The following is a 20,646-nucleotide window of genomic DNA, read 5'->3' as shown; positions in this document are numbered from 1 at the left end:
AGTAAGTGATAGTATGTTAAAAAAGGTTATATTCATATTTATAAAGGTGAAGGAAGAGGTAAAACCTCAATTCTTAATGGTATGGTAATTAGAGCATTGGGTAATAATTTTAATGTTAGTTACTTACGTTTTTTAAAAAATCGTCCTTCTGGTGAAATTAATTTTTTAAAACAAAATACTAAACTTAAAATTGAAAGTTTTTATGAATCTTCGCAAAAATTTTTTTGAGAAATGGATGAAGAAGAAAAAAATAAATTAAAACAAGAAACTAATTATGGTCTTACTAGATTAAAACTGTTAAGTCAAAGTGATAATACTGATCTTATTGTTGTTGATGAAATTTTAGGGTGTATTCAAAATAATTTGATTAAAGAACAAGACTTAATTGAAATTTTAAAAAATAAAAAATCACATATTGAAATTGCATTATCTGGTAGATATGCATCTTTTGCCTTAGAGCAATGTGCTAATTTAATTAGTGAAGTTAAATCAATTAAACATTATTTTGAAAAAGGTCAAATTGCTCGTGAAGGGATTGATTATTAATGACTGCTAAAACCTTATGGTTTGCATCTAATAATATCGGTAAAATTAATGAATTAAAGAGTATCTTACATACAAAGGGATATAATGTCAAATCAATGTTAGATCTTAATTCTCCTCTTGAAATTAATGAAACAGGTACATCATTTATTGAAAATGCAATTTTAAAAGCAACAACACTTGCAAAATTAGTGAATGGTCCTGTAATTGCTGATGATTCAGGGTTAGAAATATTAGCTTTAAATAATTTTCCTGGTATTAACTCAGCACGATGAAAGGGAGAAATGTCCTATCATGATGCAATGTTAGACATTTTAGAACAAATGGAAGGTGAAACTAATCGTGCAGCAGTATTTATTTCTGCTATTGCTTATGTTGATTTTGATCATAAGATTACTAAAGCATTTATTGGTAAACTTGAAGGTGAAATCACTACTGAGATAAAAGGTAATGATGGTTTTGGTTACGATCAAATATTTTATGTTCCAGTAGTACATGCTACTTTAGGTGAATTGTCATTGGCAGATAAAAATAAAATTTCTCATCGTAATTCAGCAATTCAGCAATTATTAACATTTTTACAAGAACAAAATTAGATAGTTAAAATGAAAAATAAAAAGGATGGTTTAATTCTTTTTTACAGTTTTTCTTTTTTAAAGATTGAATTTTGTTTAGAAACTATTTTAAATAATAGTTTAAGTAAAATAGATAAATTAAAAAAAATTAGTAAAGATACTATGTTAGTTATATCATTTTAGTAATAGTTTACTTGTTTATTTTTTAGTGATATTATTAAAAAATGAAAGAATGGTTTATATAAAAAAATAACGCAAAATGAAGTTGATTCATTACAAGAAGTAGTTGTTATTGGATTTCCTAGAACATATAATACTTTTGGTAATACTGAACTTTAATATTAAAACATAGTATTAGTTTTGATAGTTTTTTAATATTCAAGAAATAAATGAAAATGGTAAACGAGATTTTACTATTAATAGTAGTCAAAAATTTAATTTTATATCAATATAATTTGTTTAAAAATTAATTTTTAAAAAGCTTGTAACTTAAAAGTTACAAGCTTTTTTTACATTTTTGGTAAATTTGGTTTAAATTCACTTATTATTGATTGAGTTTGCAAATCCATAGTGTTAATCTTTGTGATTACTTGTTTTGGTCAAAATACTTCTTTTTGTTCTTCTGTAAATCAAGAAATTTGTTCTTGTGTAAATGATTGTATTTGTTCACTTGTGAAAGTTTGCATTTGTTTTTGTGTAAATGATTGTATTTGTTGAACTGTAAAACTTTGTATTTGTTCTGCTGTAAGTTCTTTAATTTGTCAATTTGTTAATCATTTTATTTGTTTTGGTGATAATCTTTGTATTTGTTCTGTTGTTAGTGTTGAGACTAATATATTTGTGCTTCTTTTTTTATGTTTGTTTTTAATTTTAGTTGTTGTTAATGGTGTTGTTATTTGTTGTCTTAACTTTTTTCCTCATTCTTGTGATTTTAAAAAAATTTGATATGTTTGTTCAACTTTATTTTTGTGTTCTTGAATAGAATTTTTTCAAGTAATATTTTTTATATTAGTAGGATCTGTACTGTTAGTATTAAAAGTTACCAATTCACTGGTATTATTAATAAGTAAATCATTCATTTTAGATACCTCTTTTTAACTATAAAACTCATTACTTTTTTTAAAGTAATGAGTTAGAAATGTTTAGAATTATTGTTATTTTTACTAAATCTGCTTATCTACTAAAATTTTAGCACCTTATAAATAAAATACAATAAAAAATAAACACGTATCTTAGTTAAATTAATTTATAAAAAATGGAATAATCAATATTAAGAAATAAAAAAGTAAAAGAAGATAATTATATATCTTCTTTTAAAAATTATATAGTTTTTTTAGCAGCAGTTTTTAATAGATTACCTGTGATTAAAGCTGTTAGTTGATCAAAAAACTGATTTGGACTATCAATAGTTCCTCATTCTTGGCCAACAGTTATTAGTTTACCTTTATTAACAATAAAAACAATTGGTAAAGCTTTAAATGCTCTTTCTTTATCAACAGGATTTTGAATTTCCTTGACACTTGAATCAGTAACAGGTGCTGAACTATTATCAGAAATTTTATGGTCAAGTAGTCAATGATAAATTTGTTGTTGTCAACTAATTTTTTTATCATTTCAAAATTGGTTAACAATATCACTACTAGGGTTGGCATAAGGAGATTTTTCATAAATTTTAATATCAATAGTCCCATTAGTAGTAACACTGTTTATTTCAGTTTTCTTTTCTGTTAATCAGTTATCTCATTTACTTGGCACATTATTATTTTTGATTTGCATTGTGTGTAAACCGTCAATAATTTGCTTAGAAAGTGGATTATCAGCAGCACCAAGTATGCCAAAAAAAGCATGGCTACTATTAACATCACTAATAAATTCTTGATATTTTGAATCATCTGTACAAGCACTAACTTGTAAACTAGTTGTTATGCCTATTATTAAGGCTGTTATTAGTCCAAATTTTTTACGCATTTATTTTCATCACCTTCAATATAATATCATAAAGTTATATGAGTAATAAATTAATAATTAAATATAACGTACTAAGTATACTATGTTATAATCTTAATAACAATATAAAAATCAAAAGGAGTAGTTTTTTTCTATATGGACAGTAATTGGTATATTTATTTAATAATATTGCTAGTTTTATTATTTTTAAGTGGTTTTTATTCATCTGCTGAAACATCATTAACTTCTTTAAATGTTATAAGAATTAAATCTATTGGTAAATTACGTAGTAAGAAAAGTCGTCGTGCTAATATTGTATTTAAGTTAGTTAAAAATTATAATGTAACTTTAACAACAATTTTACTTGGTAACACAGTAATTAATGTTGGAATTGGTACTTTAAGTACCATATTATTTATTGATTCTTTTCATGTTTCTCCTACTTATGGTCCTTTAATATCAACTTTAGTTTCAGCAATTGTTGTTTTAATTATTGGTGAAATTATACCTAAAAGTGTTGCAAAATTACATCCTGAGACAATAGCTTTAAATTATGCATATATTTTGTATATTCTTAATATTATTTTTTATCTAATAACTTTTATTGTTACTTTATTTCAATTTAAAAGTAAAAAACCAACAAGTTCTGAACAAGAACTTGTTGAATTGATTTCAATAATTGAAAGAGAAGGAATTCTTGAAAAAGCAGAACGTGATTTAATTGAATCTGCAATTAAATTTGATGAAAAATCAGTTTTTCAAGCTATGCATCCCAAAAGTAAAATTAAATATATTTATGATGATACGCCATCTAAAGTTATTAAACATCTATATTTAGAAGAAAAATATAGTAGAATTCCTGTTTTAGATCATGTTAATCAAAATGTAATTGGTATTTTAAATATTAAAGAATTTATTATTAATATGTTAGAAAATGAAAATCCAGATTTATTACAATTAATGTTACCAGCAATTTTTATTTCTAAGCGTACTAAGTTAAATGAAGCATTGGAAATTTTACAAACCGAAAGAATGCATATGGCTATTGTCTGCAATAATAAAGATAAAAAAGATTTTAATGGTATTATTACACTTGAAGATATTCTTGAAGAATTAGTTGGTGAAATTTATGATGAAACTGATGAAATTGGATTGATACAAGAAATAGGAACACATAAGTTTCGTGTTGATGGTTCTTCAAAACTTGAAGTATTATTTAAACGTTATTTAAAAAGAAAACCTCCAAATTATAATAAACAAACTGTCCAAGAATGATATATGTTCAAAACAAAAGTAAAGAAAGTAAGGAAAAATAGTCCACTTTTAAAATTTCGAAATTTTTCATTTAAAGTTATAAAGGTTCGCAAAGAATTTGCTGTTTTTGAAGTTGAAATTTTTACTAATAAAAAAATTAAAAATAAATGAGAATAGTTAGTGCAGAATTTTTATTTAAATGCTACAATGTAAAATCATAATTATAATTATGATATGAAGGGGAGGTTAATTATGAAAAAAGGTATTAAATTAGTAACTATGATTGCAGCATTAAATCTTGTAACAGTTAATGGTTTAATGTTAACGTTTTCTCCAGACAGTGATCATTATGTCTATTTAAATAAGCATGATGCTAATGCTAGTTTATTAAAATGAAAACTTTCATCAGAAGATGCAAAGATGGTAAAAAAATATGAATATAAAATCCATCAAATGGCAAGTAAAGAAAGTATTGATGAATTTAATAACTTGTATGATAATAATAAAAGTGATGTAATTTGAAGTAATTATGATAGTTTACAATATGATTTAACTCATACTAAAATTGGTGGTAAAACCATTGATGTTAATTGAGTTGAAATGTATAAAAAAGCTGGTTTAAATAATGAACAATTACAATTAGCAGAGCAACAACAATTACGTTTTTATAATATTTTTGCTAAAGTTTTTCATAAAAACACTGTTATTAAACTAATTCAAAAAGTAGCACCAGTTGCTGTAAGTGATAGCACAGTAGCATGAACTGCTTTTAATTCAGAAGCTGATAATCAACGTATGGGTTATGGTCCTGAATTTGCAAATATTAATTTAATTGATCAACAATTTCAAGAGGGATTTTGATCTTCAGATCAAATAATTAGTGTTACAACTCACGAATATGGTCATGCTTTAAGTAATTTTATTGGTTTAAGTGCTGATGAAAGAAATTCATTTAATGCTAATTGAAAGTGACCAGATAGCAGTTATAGTGATTTTAATACTAATATGACATCAGTTTCTCATAAACTAACTGTTAACAATGATAACAAACAAATTTATGATCGTACTTGATATTTAATTGATTATTTAGGTCAAGAAGCAAAATTAACTAATATTAAGGAAGAATTATTATTTGGTTTAATAACAGTTAATAGTAATTATGGTCGTAGTGCCTGATTTAATGGTAAATATAATATAAATCTTGATGATGAATTTTTTGCCGAAAGTTTTGCTAGATGAATTTTAACACCTCAGAATCAGCGTGATTGAGGATGAGAATTAGAAAATAGTTTTTTCTTACATTATTTACCAACGGTTTTATAACATTTTACTAGTTAAAAAGGAGAAATAATTCTCCTTTTTTATTATTTGGTATAATAAATTTAAGTAAAAGAATTGAGGAAAGTAGGTAATTTTATGTTTGGCAAAAATATCCATGATCATGAATCACAGCAAAATAGTTGTTTAAAATGTCAGTATGAAAAACTTTTTAAAACAGGTAAAATATTATTTGATGAATGAGATAAACAACCACCAGCACCTGCTCAATTACTTAAAATAAAAAAGCAATTAAATGAATTAAAAATTAAAATTGAAGAACAAAAAAATGATTCGGAATTAAAGTTTTGTGCTAATCACCCAGAAATTTTTGACTTCTTGCCTTTAGAAGTTTTATAGTTTTTTGTATTAATAGTATTAAAATATTTATATTTAGTAGAAGTTTAATATAATTAATGTCCTATTGTTTTGAAAAATAAAACAATAGGTTTTTTATTTTAGTATATTAAATTTATAAAAAACTTTTTTAAATAAAAACCTATTTACTTTATTTTTAAAGTAAATAGGTTAAAAACTTATATTAATGTTTAAAAACTATATCATATTACAAATATAGAAATAATAGTTAATATATTTTCATTTCCATTAAATATAAATTTCACTTTCTTCATAAAGATTTAATAATTTTGATAAATGATCACCAACGCCACCCTCATCATTAGTTTTAGTAGTAATATCATTGGCAATACTTTTAATAACAATATTACCATTTTTCATTGCTACACCATAGCCAACTTCCATCAACATTTCTTTATCATTAATTTCATCACCATAAGCAATAACATCTCTAATATCAACATTATAATATTGAGCCAAAATGCGAGCTGTCATTCCTTTATCAATAAATTTACTTGAAATTTCAAAGATTAGTTTATTATTATCATAACGATTTCAAGTATTTACCTTAATTGAGTTTGAATATTTTTCCAAGTCACGATATACTTGATCAAGATTAGTATTTTCTTTAAATTCAATTAAAATGGCATTAGCGCTCCCTTTTCAATCACGAATTAATTTACTAATTGTAAAAGTATCATTTTCAATAGTATCTAAATGAAAATAAGTTTCAAAGAAATCATCTTTTTTTCAACATACTGCTTTGTTGTAATATTCAATAACCGCGTTTTCAATTTGTTGAAAAATATAGTCTTCATTTAAAATATGTTTAACAATTGTTTCAGAAATTGGAAAAACTAATCGTTTGAATTTTTTGATTTTTGGATCATGAATATGGCCACCATTAAAATTGCATAGTAATGTATTAAGACCTAATTCACGATAAAATTTAATTGATCCACGATAAGGTCGACCAGTGACAATACAAACAATATGACCTTGTTTTTGAGCATCAATTAGTGCTTTTTTAGTATTAATATGAATTTTTTGACCACCACTTTTTAATAGAGTACCATCTAAATCAACTAGGATTAAATGTTTTTGTTTTTTATTGTATAAAGACATTGTCTCTTCCACCTATCTTTCTTTCTCGATAAAATTAATACCCATTGTGTCTTGAACAAAGTTTAATTTTTTAGTAGCAATATTATTAGCAAAATTTGCACCTTCTTCTAAATATTTTGCTAATTGTGATGATTTTTCATTAATAAGTTCTTGGTGTTTTTTTTGCATTGGTTCTAATAAATCATTTATTACTTTAATTACTTCTTCTTTTAAAAAACCATAATTGTGATTGCTGAAGTATTGTTCACAAGTTTTGATATCTTTTTTAGTAATGCTAGCATAAATAGTTAATAAATTACTAACTCCAGGCTTATGTTCTAGATCAAATTTAATAATATTTTCTGAATCAGTAACTGCTTTTTTAATTTTATTGGTAACTTCTTGTTTGCTATCGCTTAAAAAAATAGTATTTTTTAGATTAGTATCAGATTTTGACATTTTTTTTCAGGCTCTTGTAAACTCATAATTTTCTGTGCTTGTTTATCAATAATTATTTTAGGAATTTTGAATAAATCAGTTTTATAATTGTTATTCATTCTTGTTGCTAAAGTTTTTGTCAATTCTAAATGTTGAGTTTGATCAACACCAACTGGCACAAAATCAGCGTCATATAGTAAAATATCAGCAGCCATTAATGCTGGATATGTAAGAATACCTGTTGGAATACTAATCGTTTTATTTTGTTGATTTGTCATTTTTTGACTTTTATATTTAAATTGTGTCATTCGTTCTAATTCACCGACATAACTATTACATAATAATATATATCCTAATTGACTATGGGCTAAAACATCAGATTGAATAAAAATATGAGATTTATTTGGTATAATACCAGCAGCAAAATATCAAGCGGCAATATATTTAATATTATCTCTTAATTCTTGTGCTTTTATTGGTAGTGTTAATCCATGTAAATTTGCAACAAATATTAAGAGTTCATGTTCTTCTTGCAATTTTAAAAAATTATTAATTGCTCCCAAGTAGTTACCAAGAGTTAATTTTCCAGTGCTAGTTATTCCAGATATAATACGAGCCATATATTTTGCTTCCTCCAAATTAATTTTTTAATATAATTAATTATCAATGATAAAGTTAAATAATTCAATTAATTATATTAAAATTTGTTTGATTTTGATATAATAAAAACATAAATTAAAAATAGTTTTTGATCCATAGCTTTTATTTTTTAAGAGTAATGGGTTTTTTACTTTATAAAGGAGTTTTTTTATGTTATTTGGAGAAGAAAAATATAAGGATGATTTACAAAAATATTTAAAGAAAATAAAAGATCGAAACAATGTGAAAGAATATCTTCAAACTCTTGGGTTAAAACTTGAGGAATTAGAAATCAAGAAACAAAATATTGCCAAAAAACAAGCAAGTTTTGAATTTGAAAGAAAACAACTAGAAGATATATTGAAGAAAGCTGAAAGTCAATTAAGAAATATCAAAGATAGTGAAGATAAAAAAACATTTATTGAACAATATGTTAATCAGATGACTGATAAATTAAAAGCAGTTAATGAATATATATATACTTTAGAAGTTGAAAGTAAAGAAACTGATAAAGATATAAAAAACAGAAATCTAGACAAAGTAGATAACAGAAGAACCTTAGAAAGAATTAGAAATGAATTATTTAATTTAAAAGAAATAATTCAAGAATCATCTTTTTTTAATGGTAGTTTAAAAGCATTAAAAGAAAATATGACAAAATTACAAGAAGAAAAAACTAAAATATTAAATTTAAAAAAAGAAATTTTAAAAAAAGAAGAATTGAAAGCGGAATTACAAAGTTTAGAAAATTTAATTGCATTAATAAAACAAAAATCAGAAATTGAATTAGAAATTGAAAGATTAGAAAAAAACAAGGAACAATTAATCACAAAAATAGATGAAATAAATTTAAATATTAAAACATTAAATGACAATATAGATGCAAAAACTAATTCAATTTCTTGTTTAGAAAAAGAAATTAAAAGTAATGAAGAAAATATTAGTTTAAAACTAAAAGATTCAGAAAATATTTTTCAAAATATTATAGTTTTACAAGATTGAAGAGATAGTATTTGACGTCGTGTTATTTCACTATTAACTTTTGGCATTTTTTGTAATTACAAAAGTGTTCAAAAAAAATTAGATAAAGAATTTGTTAATCGAAGTAATATAAATAAAAAAATTACTGATTTACGAATGGCAAATGAAAAAAAAATAAAACAAGAAAAAGATTTGTTTAATGAGATATTAAAACATAAAAAAGAGACAAATATATTAAAGGAAAATTGACTAGTATTAAAAGCACAATTAAGCAAAAAGAATAGTACTAAAGAAATAGAAGATTTCAAAGTGACTAATAGTCAAAAACAATTTTTATTAGAAAATACAATACTAAAAATTAAACAACAAAGAGAAAAATTAAAAAATATTTCAATTGAAAATATGCAACCATTAACTGATTTAGAAATACTTCAAAAAGAAAAAAGTGATAAATTAAATTCATTAAATGCCATTAGTTTAGATAAACTTAATAAAGATATAGAAACACTAATAGTAAGATAAAGTGAATTAAAAATAAAAATTAATGAAAATAAATCATCTATTTCAGATTCTAGTTTAGATAATTTTAAGATAGAAGTAGAAATTGAAACAAAAAAACAACTTTCAGAAATAGAACCATTTACTAAAGTAAAGCCACTCTTAGAAAAGAGTAATTCTAACGATTCTGGTATGTCAATATCGAGTGAAAATTTCCCAAAAATATTTATCAAAAAAAATAAAAAAGAAGTAAAATTTAACAAATAAAAGTTGCTTTGGAGGTTTTTTAATAATCTGTGTATCTTTGTTTTGCAAAGTACTAGTTCAAATTAATTCTGTCTTCAAATTTTATCATAAAATGAGCAATTGCTGTATTTCAATTTTGAATGGGCATTGGAGGCTTTTTAGTAATCTGTGTATCTTTGTTTTGAAAGTGCTAAATTGTAAAGGTAAGTGCAACTAAATTATTTTTCTATATTTTTTTCAAGTTGTTGTCAATTTGAAAATTCTTTGCCACGATCAAAAGTAATAGTTTTAACAATGTTTTTAGGAAGAATTGATAAATAATAACTGACATTTTTATTAATAACTTTAGTAGTTCTGTTTTTAACTAATATTGCTAAAGTAAATCGTGATACTCTTTCAACTAAAGTTATTAAACATGATTTGCTTTTGCCTCTTGATGATACTATAGTATCTCCTTCCCAATGACCAAGTGTTATACGATCATTAACATTTATATCTCATTCTTTAATTGATTTACCATTAAACTTGTCACGATTTTCTTTAGATTTTCGTTTTTTATCTTTTCTTCTTAAATTTTTACTAGTAACTTTATCAAGCATTCCAAAATAAATTCAAGTATAAATTGTTTTAAAACTAATAACTCACTCTTTATGAAAATTTTTAATTCTTCCATAAATTTGTTCAGGTGATCAACCTAATAGTAATTTTTGTTGTACATATTTTACTAAATTCTTATTTTTAAACTTATGAAAACTAATATGTGATTGTTTTCGATTTTCAGCTTTATTTTGTGCAATTAATGAAAAATAATGATTATTATCTTTATTTCTATTAATTTCTCGAATAATAGTACTAATACTTCGATTAAGATTTTTAGCTATTTCACTAATTTTAAATTTAAATTTCAATTGATTCTCAATATAAATCCTTTCATCTATGCCAAGATGTTTATAACTCATATAAAAACTCCTTACTTTTTTCTAAACTAAATTTAGCATTATGAAATTTTTATATGAGAATTTTTTGCAATTTTATTTACTTGCACTTACAAGTATAATTCAGCATTTTTAATTATTTACTTTAAAATAAAGAAAATTTAATTTTATAATTTCATTATATTATAATTCAAATTATTAATAAAATTTGATAGTAAAATATATGTTAAATTTTTTTATAAAATTTAAGGAATAAAAGTATCTATTTTTCAAAAAATAATATGATATAATATGTGGGTGAAGGATATAGCGGAAAAGGTCTTTCATGTACTTATTTTCTAAGTTTGGTCAAAGATAGTGTGGAAATATATATTATTATAGTAATGTAGAGTTTATTAACTTTTATCTTTTAAAGATAAAAAAATATTAATTTTAAAAAAGAGTATTTAAATCAAATGTAGTCTAAAAGCAAAGAGGGGTATTGTCATGATTAAAATATATGTTTCGCCAAGTTGTTTGTCTTCAAAAAAAGTTATTCAATTTTTTGATAAACATAAAATTCCATATATTAAACGTAATATTATCCATAATCCATTGACCGATACTGAAATTAAATTATTATTAAGATTTGTACCAAATGGTGTTGGTGATATTATTTCAACAAGAGCAAAGTTTATTAAAACACATGCTATTAATATTGAAAAGTTAACAATGTTACAAGTTTTTGATTTAATTAAAACTTCACCAACTGTTTTAAAACGTCCAATTATTGTTCAAGAAAATAAACAACGTATTCAAATTGGTTATAATGAAGACGAGATTGAATTATTTTTACGTGGTTCTATTGAAAACGAATTTGAAGATTCTTGTGAAATATTTTAATTGAAATATGATTGGAATACATGATGAAAAATTATAAATTTACAATTATTGCTAATAAATATGAGAATTCTCAATCATTAGCTAAGGAATTAAGGGCCAAGTTATTGGCCCTTAAAGCACTTGAAGATACTTCTTTTCCAGATATTGTTTTTATTATTGGCGGTGATGGAACATTTTTAAAAGCTGTTCATGATTATAATAATATGCTCAATACTGTTAAGTTTGTTAGTTTTAAATGTGGTAATCTTGGTTTTTATGAAAACTTTTTAAACACAGAAGTTGACAAAGTATTAATGTGAATTGATAAAAATGATAATAATTTAATAGTAAATAAATTTTCATTATTAGAAGTAAATATTAATAATAAGATTTTATATGCTATTAATGAAGTTAAATTTGTTAATTTAACAACAACTCTTTCATGTCAAGTGTTAATTAATAATCAATTATTTGAAAACTTTCGTGGTTCTGGTTTAGTTATTGCAACAAGAACTGGTTCGACGGGTTTAATGAAATCACTTGGTGGTGCTATTTTAATTTCAAATCATAACTTAATACAATTTCATGAAATTGCTCCAGTAGATAATAATAGTTATCGCAGTTTAAATTCACCACTAATTTTGGATGAAAATCATGAAATTACTTTGAAAAATATTCAAAAAGATAGTAAATTGAGTGATTTTGGAAAATTAATTGTTGATACTTTTGATTTTAATGATAAACTAAATGATAAGGTAACAATTAAATTATCAGAATTAACGTTACAAGTTTTAGAATATCGACTTAATCATTATTCTTTACTTGCTAAAGTAAAAAAAGCTTTTATTCAAGAAGATTAAGAAAATATTTAAAAATATATTAATTAAGGAAGGTAATCATGCCAATTTGACAAATAGTATTATTAGTTATTGCATTGTTATTTGCTGTGGCTAGTATTGGGATTTGAATATGAAATGTTAGTACAGCTAAAAAATTACGCAATCAACAAGAAAGTAGTTCAAAACCTATTAATAAACCACAAAAATTCCCATTTAAATTACAAAATTTTATTATTGATTTAGGGGGAATTGATAATATTAAAGAGACAACAGCAACAGCAAATAAAATTAAGGTAGAGATTATTGATCATTCAAAAATTAATTTTAATAATCTTAAAAAAATTAAAAATCGTGGTATTTTAGACCAAGACGATAGTGTTAGTTTAGTCTTAGGAACTTATTGTAATAATTTAAGTATTGCTATTAATGATCTTATTAAATTAAATAATGAGAAATAAGTTATTTTTTGTAATATCCATAAATACCATTAATTAAAACATAAGTGTTAGTATAGCCCAATTCTCTGAGTGTTAGTGCAGCAGCAGTTGAACGATTTCCTGCATTACAAATAGTTATAATCACTTGATTTTTGTTTTCAATATATTTACTAGGATTTTTAATCAAATCATAGTAAGAAATATTAACAATATTAAGTTCACCATTATCATTTGTTATTTTTTTTAAAATTTGATATTCAGCAACATCACGAACATCAATAATTAAAGCTTTATTTTTAATTTTATCAAAGTCTTTATTTGAAATTGAAATTTCATTTTGAATTTTATGTTTAAACATAAGTTATGACCTCCTAAAATAAAATTGTTCTATAACTTATTTTAACATTTTATTATGCTATAATGCTCATAGTTGCGACAAAAAATGGAAGCTAAGGAGTAAATAATGTTAAAAGAAAAATTCCTTTTTAAAGAAGGAAAATATGAATTAATTGTTGAATTAGGTACAATGGCTAATTTAGCAGAAAAATCAGTAAAAATTACTTATGGAAATACAGTTGTATTAACAACTGTATCATATAATGAAGTTATTAATAATCAAGATTTTTTTCCATTACAAATAGTTTTTCAAGAAAAGTTATATTCAGTTGGTAAGATTCCAGGTGGTTTTTTAAAGCGTGAAGGTCGACCTAGTGAATATGCAACACTATGTGCTAGATTAATTGATCGTTCAATCCGTCCATTATTTCCAAAAGGTTTTGTTAATGAAGTGCAAGTTATAAATAATGTTTTTGCGTTAGATGATGCTTGTGATGTTAGAGTAAATGCAGCTTTTGGTACTTCACTTGCTTTAGGATTAAGTAGTTTGCCATTTCAGGGTCCTAGTGCTACTGTTGTTGTTGGTAAAATAAATGATGAACTTGTCCTTAATCCAACACAAGAGCAATTATTAAATTCAAAAATGGAATTGATTGTTGGTGGAACAAAAGATGCCATCAATATGGTTGAAGCTGGATGTCATGATATTTTAGAAAAAGATATGATTAAAGCATTAAAATTTGCACATAAACATATTATTAAATTAATAATTTTTCAAGAAAGTATCATTGAAAAATTAAAGCCAAATAAATTTAAACCACAGTTAGCATTAATTCCTGTTAATATTGAACAATTTGTAGAAACAAATTGTCAATCACAAATTAGTAAAATTAGTACTACTGTTGATAAAAAAAGTCGAAGCAACTTGATTAAAAATTTAGTTGAAGAAACATTTCAAAGTTTTAAAAATAAATTTAATCAAGAAGTTTTAAATGTTGGTGAAGAAACAACTATTCATAATTTACGCAAAAGTATTGATCAATTATTACAAAAAGCAATGCGTACTATGATTTTAAAAAATAATGTACGAGTTGATGGACGAAAAACAGATGATATTAGAAAATTAACAAGTATGATTGATGTTTTACCTATTGTTCATGGTAGTGCAATGTTTACTCGTGGTGAAACACAAGTTTTATCAGTTTTAACTTTGGGTGCACTTGCGGAACATCAAATTATTGATGGATTAGGTAAAGAAGAGTATAAACGTTTTATTCATCATTATAATTTTCCTCCATTTTCTGTTGGTGAAACCGGAAGAATGGGTGTTCCTTCACGACGTGAGATTGGTCATGGCGCCCTTGGTGAAAAAGCATTATTACAAATTATTCCTCTTGAAAAAGATTTTCCTTATACAATTAGATTAGTATCAGAAGTATTAGCATCAAATGGTTCAACTTCACAAGCAGCAATTTGTGCTTCATCAATGGCATTAATGGCTGGTGGTGTACCTATTAGAGCTGCAATTGCTGGTATTGCCATGGGTTTAATTAATGAAGAAAAAGATTTTACAATTTTAACTGACATTCAAGGATTAGAAGATCACTTAGGTGATATGGATTTTAAAGTGGCAGGAACAGCTATTGGTATTTGTGCTTTACAAATGGATATTAAAATTACTGGTATTGATTTTAATATTATTACACAAGCTTTAGAAAAAGCCAGAATTGCGAGATTACAAGTATTAGCAAACATGAATGAAGTAATTAAAAAACCTAGAACTACATTGGCACCTAATGCTCCAAAAATTATTCAAAAGTTAATTCCAATTGATAAAATTCGTGATATTATTGGTGTTGGTGGGAAAGTTATTAATAAAATTATTACCGACTGTGATAATGTTAAAATTGATATTGAAGATGATGGATGATTGATGATTTATCATAATGAACAATCAGCCATTGATAAAGCTTGACAAATTATTGAAAGTATTGTTAATCCTGTTCAAATTAAAATCGGTTCTGAATTTGATAGTAAAGTTGTAAAAATTGTTAATTTTGGTGTTTTTGTTAATTTACAAGATAAGATTGATGGTTTAATTCATATTTCAGAATTTTCAAAAAAATTTAATAAACGTATTGATAATTTAAATAATGTCGTTAAAATCAATGATATAATTAAAGTTCGAGTAATTAAAGTTGAAGATAATAGTAAGCTTAGCTTAGAAATTATTGATAAATAATTTGAAACTATTTTTAATGAAAATTAATTACAGTTTTATTATTAAATTAGTGTTAAAATACTAATAACATAATATAGTAGCATCTTGGGAATTTAAGTTAAAGTTTTAATTTTTATGTTCTTCTAAGATATTAAATTTTATAAAATAAAAATAAAGAAAGTAGAAAACTGGTGAAAACATGGCAAAGATAAAAGTATTTGCTCTGGGTGGATTAGATGAACGTGGTAAAAACTTATATGTTGTTGAAGTAAATGATAAGATATTTGTATTTGATGCCGGCATTAGACTCCCAGAAAGAGAAATTTTAGGAATTGATATTATTATTCCAGATTATACATATTTAAAAGAAAATAAACATCGTATTCAAGGTATATTTATTTCAAAACCATCTGATGATGCTTTTGGAGCACTACCTTATATTTTAAAAGATTTTAATAAAATAAAACCCGAGTATAAAGTTCCAATCTTTACTAGTAAACTAACTGATTTTATGATTAAGCAGAAATTAGAACGTTTTCGTTTTATTAATCAAAATGAAATTATAATTAAAACTATTGAACCCGAACAAAAAGTATCATTTGGTAATGTTGTTGTTAAAACATTTAAAACAACTACTTCAATTCCAGGTAGTTTAGGTTTTGTTTTAACTGTAAATAATGGTGAAAATATTAAATTAAATGAAACAATTGTTTATACGGGTGATTATATTTTTGATGGTGAACATCGTAGTGATTTTACTACTGATATTCAACATTTAGCTAGTGTTTCTAAAAATGATGTTTTATTATTAATTAGTGAAGCAACATGTGCCAATAGAAAAGCTTTTACAGCTCCTAAGCATAAAATTCAAACTATTATTGAGCCAGTATTAAAAGAAGCACCAGGAAGGGTTATTCTTGCATGTTATGATCAAGATTTATATCGTGTTAGTGAAATTCTTAATGCTATTAAAGAAACTGACTCTAAACGTAAAATTGCAGTTTATGGTGCAACTTTATATGATATTTTATTAAAAGTTAATGATTTAAACGCTTTCAATATTGATAAATCACAAATTATTAATTTAGCACAAACAATTGGTACTAAAGATACAGTAATTATTGTTACTGGTAGTGGTGAGCGTTTATTTACTAGAATGAATAAAATTGCTATTGGTAATGATGATTATTTAAAACTTGAATCCCAAGATACAATAATTTTAGCAACTCCACCAATTCCAGGAAATGAATTGGCTCATGCAGCCTTATTAGATGACTTAGCACGTACTGATGTTAAAGTTATTAATATATCAGAAAAACAAGCTTGAAGTTTAAATGCTTCTTATGAAGATATTAAGTTAATGGTTAATATTATTGAACCAAAATATTTTTTGCCAGTTAAAGGTTTATATAAAGATTTTGTAGCAGCACAAGCAGCAGCCATTGATGCTGGTGTATTACATAACAATGCTTTAATTCATGATAATGGTGAAGTTATTACTTTTGAAAATGGTAAATTAATTGATAATTTTGTTAAACAGTATGTTGCACGTCCTTCTCGTTTTAATGATAAAAATGCTACTAATAAAACAACAGATAACTTAATAAAAACTGGTGATGTATATGTAGATGGTATTGGTGTTGGTGATATTGGTTCCATTGTTATTAGTGAAAGAAAACAATTACAACGTGATGGTATTTTAATTACAGGAGTGACAATAAATCGTAAAACTAAAGAAATTGTTTCTTTAATTGATGCACAAATGCGTGGTGTTGTTTATTTAACTAATAATGAAGAAATGTTGAAAAAATTGCAAAACATTATTATTAATGTTATTGAAAAATATAAAACTAATAATGCTTTTAGTCTTAGTGAAGTTAAGACTAAAATGAAAAATGACTTACAAGATTATATTAAAAAAGAAACTGGTAAGTTACCTATGATTTTAACAGTTGTTAATGAAATTTAAGGTTAATGATATTATCGAGGTTTTTTAATAATCTGTGTATCTTTGTTTTGCAAAGTACTAGTTCAGATTAATTCTGTCTTCAAATTTTATCATAAAATGAGCAATTGCTGTATTTCAATTTTGAATGGGCATTGTTCATTTTTTTGTTATATTTTCAATTGCTAAGTAAAATATTTTGAAAACTGCCATATCATTTGGTAATGTTTAGTAATCTGTGTAACTTACAAAAATAACTATGTTTAATTAATTCTAGTAAATATAATTAAATGATTAGAAAGAGTGAGTTACAGATGGCTAAAAAAGATAACTTTAATAATAATGATTCAATATCAAAAGCAGTAGATTTATTATTAGAAAATACTGAAGATTTAACAACAGTTTTTAAAGAAGGGGGTTTATATAAAGAATTAACAAAACGTTTAGTTGAAAAAATGTTGAATTCTGAGATGTAAAATTATTTAGGATATGAAAAAAATCAACATAGTAATAGTGACAATGCTCGTAATGGTATAAGTTCAAAAAAATTAATAACTCAACAAGGTAAAATTGAGATTGATGTACCACGAGATCGTAATAGTAATTTTACTCCTGTAATAGTGCCAAAAAGACAGAGAAGATTTGATGGTTTTGATCAACAAGTTCTTTCCTTATATGCAAAAGGTATGACATTATCAGATATTAGAATGCAGTTACAAGAGTTATATCATGGTGCTGATATTAGTGAAAGTGTTATTAGTCAAATTACTGATGATGTAATTGATGATGTCAAAGCATGACAAAATAGACCATTAGAAGGCATTTATCCCATTGTTTATTTTGATTGTATAGTAGTTAAAGTACGACAAGATAAACGCATTATTAACAAATCAGTTTATATAGCTTTAGGTGTTGATTTAGAAGGTAAAAAAGATGTTTTAGGTTTATGAATTAGTGAAAATGAAGGCGCTAAATTTTGATTAGCAAATTTCACAGAAATGAAAAATCGTGGCTTAAATGATATTCTTATTGCTTGTAGTGACAACTTAACAGGCATGTCAGAAGCAATACAATCAGTTTATCCTAAAACTGAAAATCAATTATGTATAGTTCATCAAATCAGAAATAGTTTAAAATATGTTTCATACAAACATCGAAAATCTCTAGTTACAGATTTAAAGCCAATTTATAATGCATGTAGTGAAGAACAAGCAATGCAAGCTTTAGAATCATTTGAAAGTAAATGAAATAAACACTATCCTCAAATTGCTAAATCTTGATATAAAAATTGAGATAATTTAATGATTTTTATTAGTTATCCTCCAGAAATCAAAAGAGTGATTTATACTACAAATTCTATTGAATCTGTTAATAGTCAATTACGAAAAGTCATCAGAAATAAAAAAGTTTTTCCAAATGATATGGCAGTTTTCAAAATATTTTACTTAGCAATTGAAAATATATCAAAAAAATAAACAATGCCCATTCAAAATTGAAATACAGCAATTGCTCATTTTATGATAAAATTTGAAGACAGAATTAATCTGAACTAGTACTTTGCAAAACAAAGATACACAGATTATTAAAAAACCTCGAAGTATTGCTCAACAAAATCCTTTTGCTACTGACTTACGTACTATTATTGGCTATATGAATATTATTCGTGATTTAGAACGTATTTCAATTATGCTAAAAATTTATCCAAATTTAATGTCAAATATAAACCAGAAATTAAATTAACATCTCAATTATCAGGATTAATGAAAAAAGTATTTAAAATGATGGATTTAATTGGTGAATCTATAAATAAAAATGATATTAACAAAGCTTATCAAGCAGCAGAATATGATATTGATAATCGTTTTCGTGAATCAAGAGGCTTTTTAGTAATCTGTGTATCTTTGTTTTGCAAAATACTAGTTCAGATTAATTCTGTCTTCAAATTTTATCATAAAATGAGCAATTGCTGTATTTCAATTTTGAATGGGCATTGTTTATTTTTTTGATATATTTTCAATTGCTAAGTAAAATATTTTGAAAACTGCCATATCATTTGGAAAAACTTTTTTATTTCTGATGACTTTTCGTAGTTGACTATTAACAGATTCAATAGAATTTGTAGTATAAATCACTCTTTTGATTTCTGGAGGATAACTAATAAAAATCATTAAATTATCTCAATTTTTATATCAAGATTTAGCAATTTAAGGATAGTGTTTATTTCATTTACTTTCAAATAATTCTAAAGCTTGCATTGCTTGTTCTTCACTACATGCATTATAAATTGGCTTTAAATCTGTAACTAGAGATTTTCGATGTTTGTATGAAACATATTTTAAACTATTTCTGATTTGATGAACTATACATAATTGATGTTCAGTTTTAGGATAAACTGATTGTATTGCTTCTGACATGCCTGTTAAGTTGTCACTACAAGCAATAAGAATATCATTTAAGCCACGATTTTTCATTTCTGTGAAATTTGCTAATCAAAATTTAGCGCCTTCATTTTCACTAATTCATAAACCTAAAACATCTTTTTTACCTTCTAAATCAACACCTAAAGCTATATAAACTGATTTGTTAATAATGCGTTTATCTTGTCGTACTTTAACTACTATACAATCAAAATAAACAATGGGATAAATGCCTTCTAATGGTCTATTTTGTCATGCTTTGACATCATCAATCACATCATCAGTAATTTGACTAATAACACTTTCACTAATATCAGCACCATGATATAACTCTTGTAACTGCATTCTAATATCTGATAATGTCATACCTTTTGCATATAAGGAAAGAACTTGTTGATCAAAACCATCAAATCTTCTCTGTCTTTTTGGCACTATTACAGGAGTAAAATTACTATTACGATCTCGTGGTACATCAATCTCAATTTTACCTTGTTGAGTTATTAATTTTTTTGAACTTATACCATTACGAGCATTGTCACTATTACTATGTTGATTTTTTTCATATCCTAAATAATTTTACATCTCAGAATTCAACATTTTTTCAACTAAACGTTTTGTTAATTCTTTATATAAACCCCCTTCTTTAAAAACTGTTGTTAAATCTTCAGTATTTTCTAATAATAAATCTACTGCTTTTGATATTGGATCATTATTATTAAAGTTATCTTTTTTAGCCATCTGTAACTCACTCTTTCT

At 24.6% G+C, this 20,646-nt stretch carries 18 protein-coding genes and 4 pseudogenes; 14 read left to right on the top strand and 8 right to left on the bottom strand.

Going from position 1 to position 20,646, the window contains the following annotated elements; translation table 4 throughout:
- Nucleotides 1–30: 30 nt before the first annotated feature.
- Genes AACK95_RS04630 through AACK95_RS04620 form a run of 3 tightly spaced genes read left to right on the top strand, consistent with a single transcriptional unit; the run spans nt 31 to nt 1,301 of the window.
- A complete protein-coding gene (locus AACK95_RS04630; RefSeq protein ID WP_338981026.1) occupies nt 31–546 on the top strand; it encodes a cob(I)yrinic acid a,c-diamide adenosyltransferase in 516 nt (171 codons plus the stop codon).
- Entirely contained in the window at nt 546–1,139 is a 594-nt protein-coding gene (gene rdgB, locus AACK95_RS04625) for an RdgB/HAM1 family non-canonical purine NTP pyrophosphatase (RefSeq protein WP_338979608.1), read from the top strand. Before AACK95_RS04630 ends, rdgB begins: the two co-directional genes overlap by 1 nt.
- Before the next feature lie 9 nt (nt 1,140–1,148).
- Complete coding sequence (locus AACK95_RS04620; RefSeq protein WP_252320877.1) at nt 1,149–1,301, top strand: hypothetical protein; 153 nt, start codon at nt 1,149–1,151, stop codon at nt 1,299–1,301.
- 326 nt (nt 1,302–1,627) lie between these two features.
- On the opposite strand, the gene AACK95_RS04615 is transcribed toward AACK95_RS04620, so the two are convergent.
- Entirely contained in the window at nt 1,628–2,197 is a 570-nt protein-coding gene (locus AACK95_RS04615; protein ID WP_338979607.1) for a hypothetical protein, read from the bottom strand.
- A gap of 241 nt (nt 2,198–2,438) precedes the next feature.
- Complete coding sequence (locus AACK95_RS04610; RefSeq protein ID WP_338979605.1) at nt 2,439–3,086, bottom strand: hypothetical protein; 648 nt, start codon at nt 3,084–3,086, stop codon at nt 2,439–2,441.
- Nucleotides 3,087–3,221: 135 nt separating this feature from the next.
- On the opposite strand from AACK95_RS04610, the gene AACK95_RS04605 reads away from it, so the two are divergent.
- The 3 genes from AACK95_RS04605 (at nt 3,222) to AACK95_RS04595 (ending at nt 5,996) form a co-directional block, all read left to right on the top strand.
- Complete coding sequence (locus AACK95_RS04605; protein ID WP_338979604.1) at nt 3,222–4,496, top strand: hemolysin family protein; 1,275 nt, start codon at nt 3,222–3,224, stop codon at nt 4,494–4,496.
- A 75-nt stretch (nt 4,497–4,571) separates the two neighbouring features.
- Entirely contained in the window at nt 4,572–5,642 is a 1,071-nt protein-coding gene (locus AACK95_RS04600) for a hypothetical protein (RefSeq protein ID WP_338979602.1), read from the top strand.
- Between the two features lie 93 nt (nt 5,643–5,735).
- A complete protein-coding gene (locus AACK95_RS04595) occupies nt 5,736–5,996 on the top strand; it encodes a hypothetical protein (RefSeq protein ID WP_338959160.1) in 261 nt (86 codons plus the stop codon).
- Between the two features lie 246 nt (nt 5,997–6,242).
- Here the strand turns inward: AACK95_RS04595 and AACK95_RS04590 are convergent, their stop codons facing one another.
- Nucleotides 6,243–7,118: a Cof-type HAD-IIB family hydrolase gene (locus tag AACK95_RS04590; RefSeq protein ID WP_338979601.1), complete on the bottom strand. Its 876-nt coding sequence runs from the start codon at nt 7,116–7,118 to the stop codon at nt 6,243–6,245.
- A gap of 12 nt (nt 7,119–7,130) precedes the next feature.
- Nucleotides 7,131–8,155, bottom strand: a pseudogene (gene trpS, locus AACK95_RS04585) (tryptophan--tRNA ligase).
- A gap of 190 nt (nt 8,156–8,345) precedes the next feature.
- Between trpS and AACK95_RS04580 the strand changes: the two are divergent.
- On the top strand, nt 8,346–9,677 hold the full coding sequence (locus AACK95_RS04580) for a hypothetical protein (protein ID WP_338979600.1): 1,332 nt from the start codon (nt 8,346–8,348) through the stop codon (nt 9,675–9,677).
- 440 nt (nt 9,678–10,117) lie between these two features.
- On the opposite strand, the gene AACK95_RS04575 is transcribed toward AACK95_RS04580, so the two are convergent.
- Nucleotides 10,118–10,858 (bottom strand): IS30 family transposase, encoded by a 741-nt coding sequence (locus tag AACK95_RS04575; RefSeq protein WP_338979599.1) that lies wholly within the window; start codon nt 10,856–10,858, stop codon nt 10,118–10,120.
- 462 nt (nt 10,859–11,320) lie between these two features.
- Here AACK95_RS04575 and AACK95_RS04570 point away from each other — a divergent pair, with 462 nt between their 5' ends.
- The 3 genes from AACK95_RS04570 to AACK95_RS04560 are packed head-to-tail and all read left to right on the top strand — an operon-like array spanning nt 11,321 to nt 12,992.
- Complete coding sequence (locus AACK95_RS04570) at nt 11,321–11,716, top strand: Spx/MgsR family RNA polymerase-binding regulatory protein (protein WP_174481244.1); 396 nt, start codon at nt 11,321–11,323, stop codon at nt 11,714–11,716.
- Between the two features lie 23 nt (nt 11,717–11,739).
- Complete coding sequence (locus tag AACK95_RS04565; RefSeq protein WP_338979597.1) at nt 11,740–12,555, top strand: NAD(+)/NADH kinase; 816 nt, start codon at nt 11,740–11,742, stop codon at nt 12,553–12,555.
- Between the two features lie 38 nt (nt 12,556–12,593).
- The gene (locus AACK95_RS04560) at nt 12,594–12,992 is read left to right on the top strand and encodes a hypothetical protein (RefSeq protein ID WP_338979596.1); all 399 of its coding nucleotides are present in this window, start codon (nt 12,594–12,596) and stop codon (nt 12,990–12,992) included.
- Nucleotide 12,993: 1 nt separating this feature from the next.
- Here the strand turns inward: AACK95_RS04560 and AACK95_RS04555 are convergent, their stop codons facing one another.
- Nucleotides 12,994–13,329 (bottom strand): rhodanese-like domain-containing protein, encoded by a 336-nt coding sequence (locus AACK95_RS04555; protein WP_338979595.1) that lies wholly within the window; start codon nt 13,327–13,329, stop codon nt 12,994–12,996.
- Nucleotides 13,330–13,434: 105 nt separating this feature from the next.
- Between AACK95_RS04555 and AACK95_RS04550 the strand changes: the two genes are divergently transcribed.
- Both AACK95_RS04550 and AACK95_RS04545 read left to right on the top strand, forming a co-directional pair.
- Entirely contained in the window at nt 13,435–15,549 is a 2,115-nt protein-coding gene (locus AACK95_RS04550; protein ID WP_338979594.1) for a polyribonucleotide nucleotidyltransferase, read from the top strand.
- Between the two features lie 178 nt (nt 15,550–15,727).
- Nucleotides 15,728–17,497, top strand: coding sequence for a ribonuclease J (locus AACK95_RS04545; RefSeq protein WP_338979593.1), 1,770 nt, complete (start codon nt 15,728–15,730; stop codon nt 17,495–17,497).
- 57 nt (nt 17,498–17,554) lie between these two features.
- Here the strand turns inward: AACK95_RS04545 and AACK95_RS04540 are convergent.
- Nucleotides 17,555–17,695, bottom strand: a pseudogene (locus AACK95_RS04540) (IS256 family transposase); the annotation flags it as partial.
- Nucleotides 17,696–17,787: 92 nt separating this feature from the next.
- Here AACK95_RS04540 and AACK95_RS04535 point away from each other — a divergent pair.
- Nucleotides 17,788–19,026: pseudogene (locus AACK95_RS04535) on the top strand (IS256 family transposase).
- A gap of 4 nt (nt 19,027–19,030) precedes the next feature.
- Nucleotides 19,031–19,213: a PhoU domain-containing protein gene (locus AACK95_RS04530; RefSeq protein WP_338979591.1), complete on the top strand. Its 183-nt coding sequence runs from the start codon at nt 19,031–19,033 to the stop codon at nt 19,211–19,213.
- 176 nt (nt 19,214–19,389) lie between these two features.
- On the opposite strand, the pseudogene AACK95_RS04525 reads toward AACK95_RS04530, so the two are convergent.
- Nucleotides 19,390–20,628, bottom strand: a pseudogene (locus AACK95_RS04525) (IS256 family transposase).
- Between the last annotated feature and the right edge of the window lie 18 nt (nt 20,629–20,646).

The sequence above is a fragment of the Spiroplasma endosymbiont of Lasioglossum malachurum genome (assembly GCF_964020065.1).
Lineage (GTDB): Bacteria > Bacillota_I > Bacilli_A > Mycoplasmatales > VBWQ01 > Spiroplasma_E.
The sequence above is the reverse complement of the archived record's forward strand: the minus strand, read 5'-3'. Positions and strand labels throughout refer to the sequence as shown.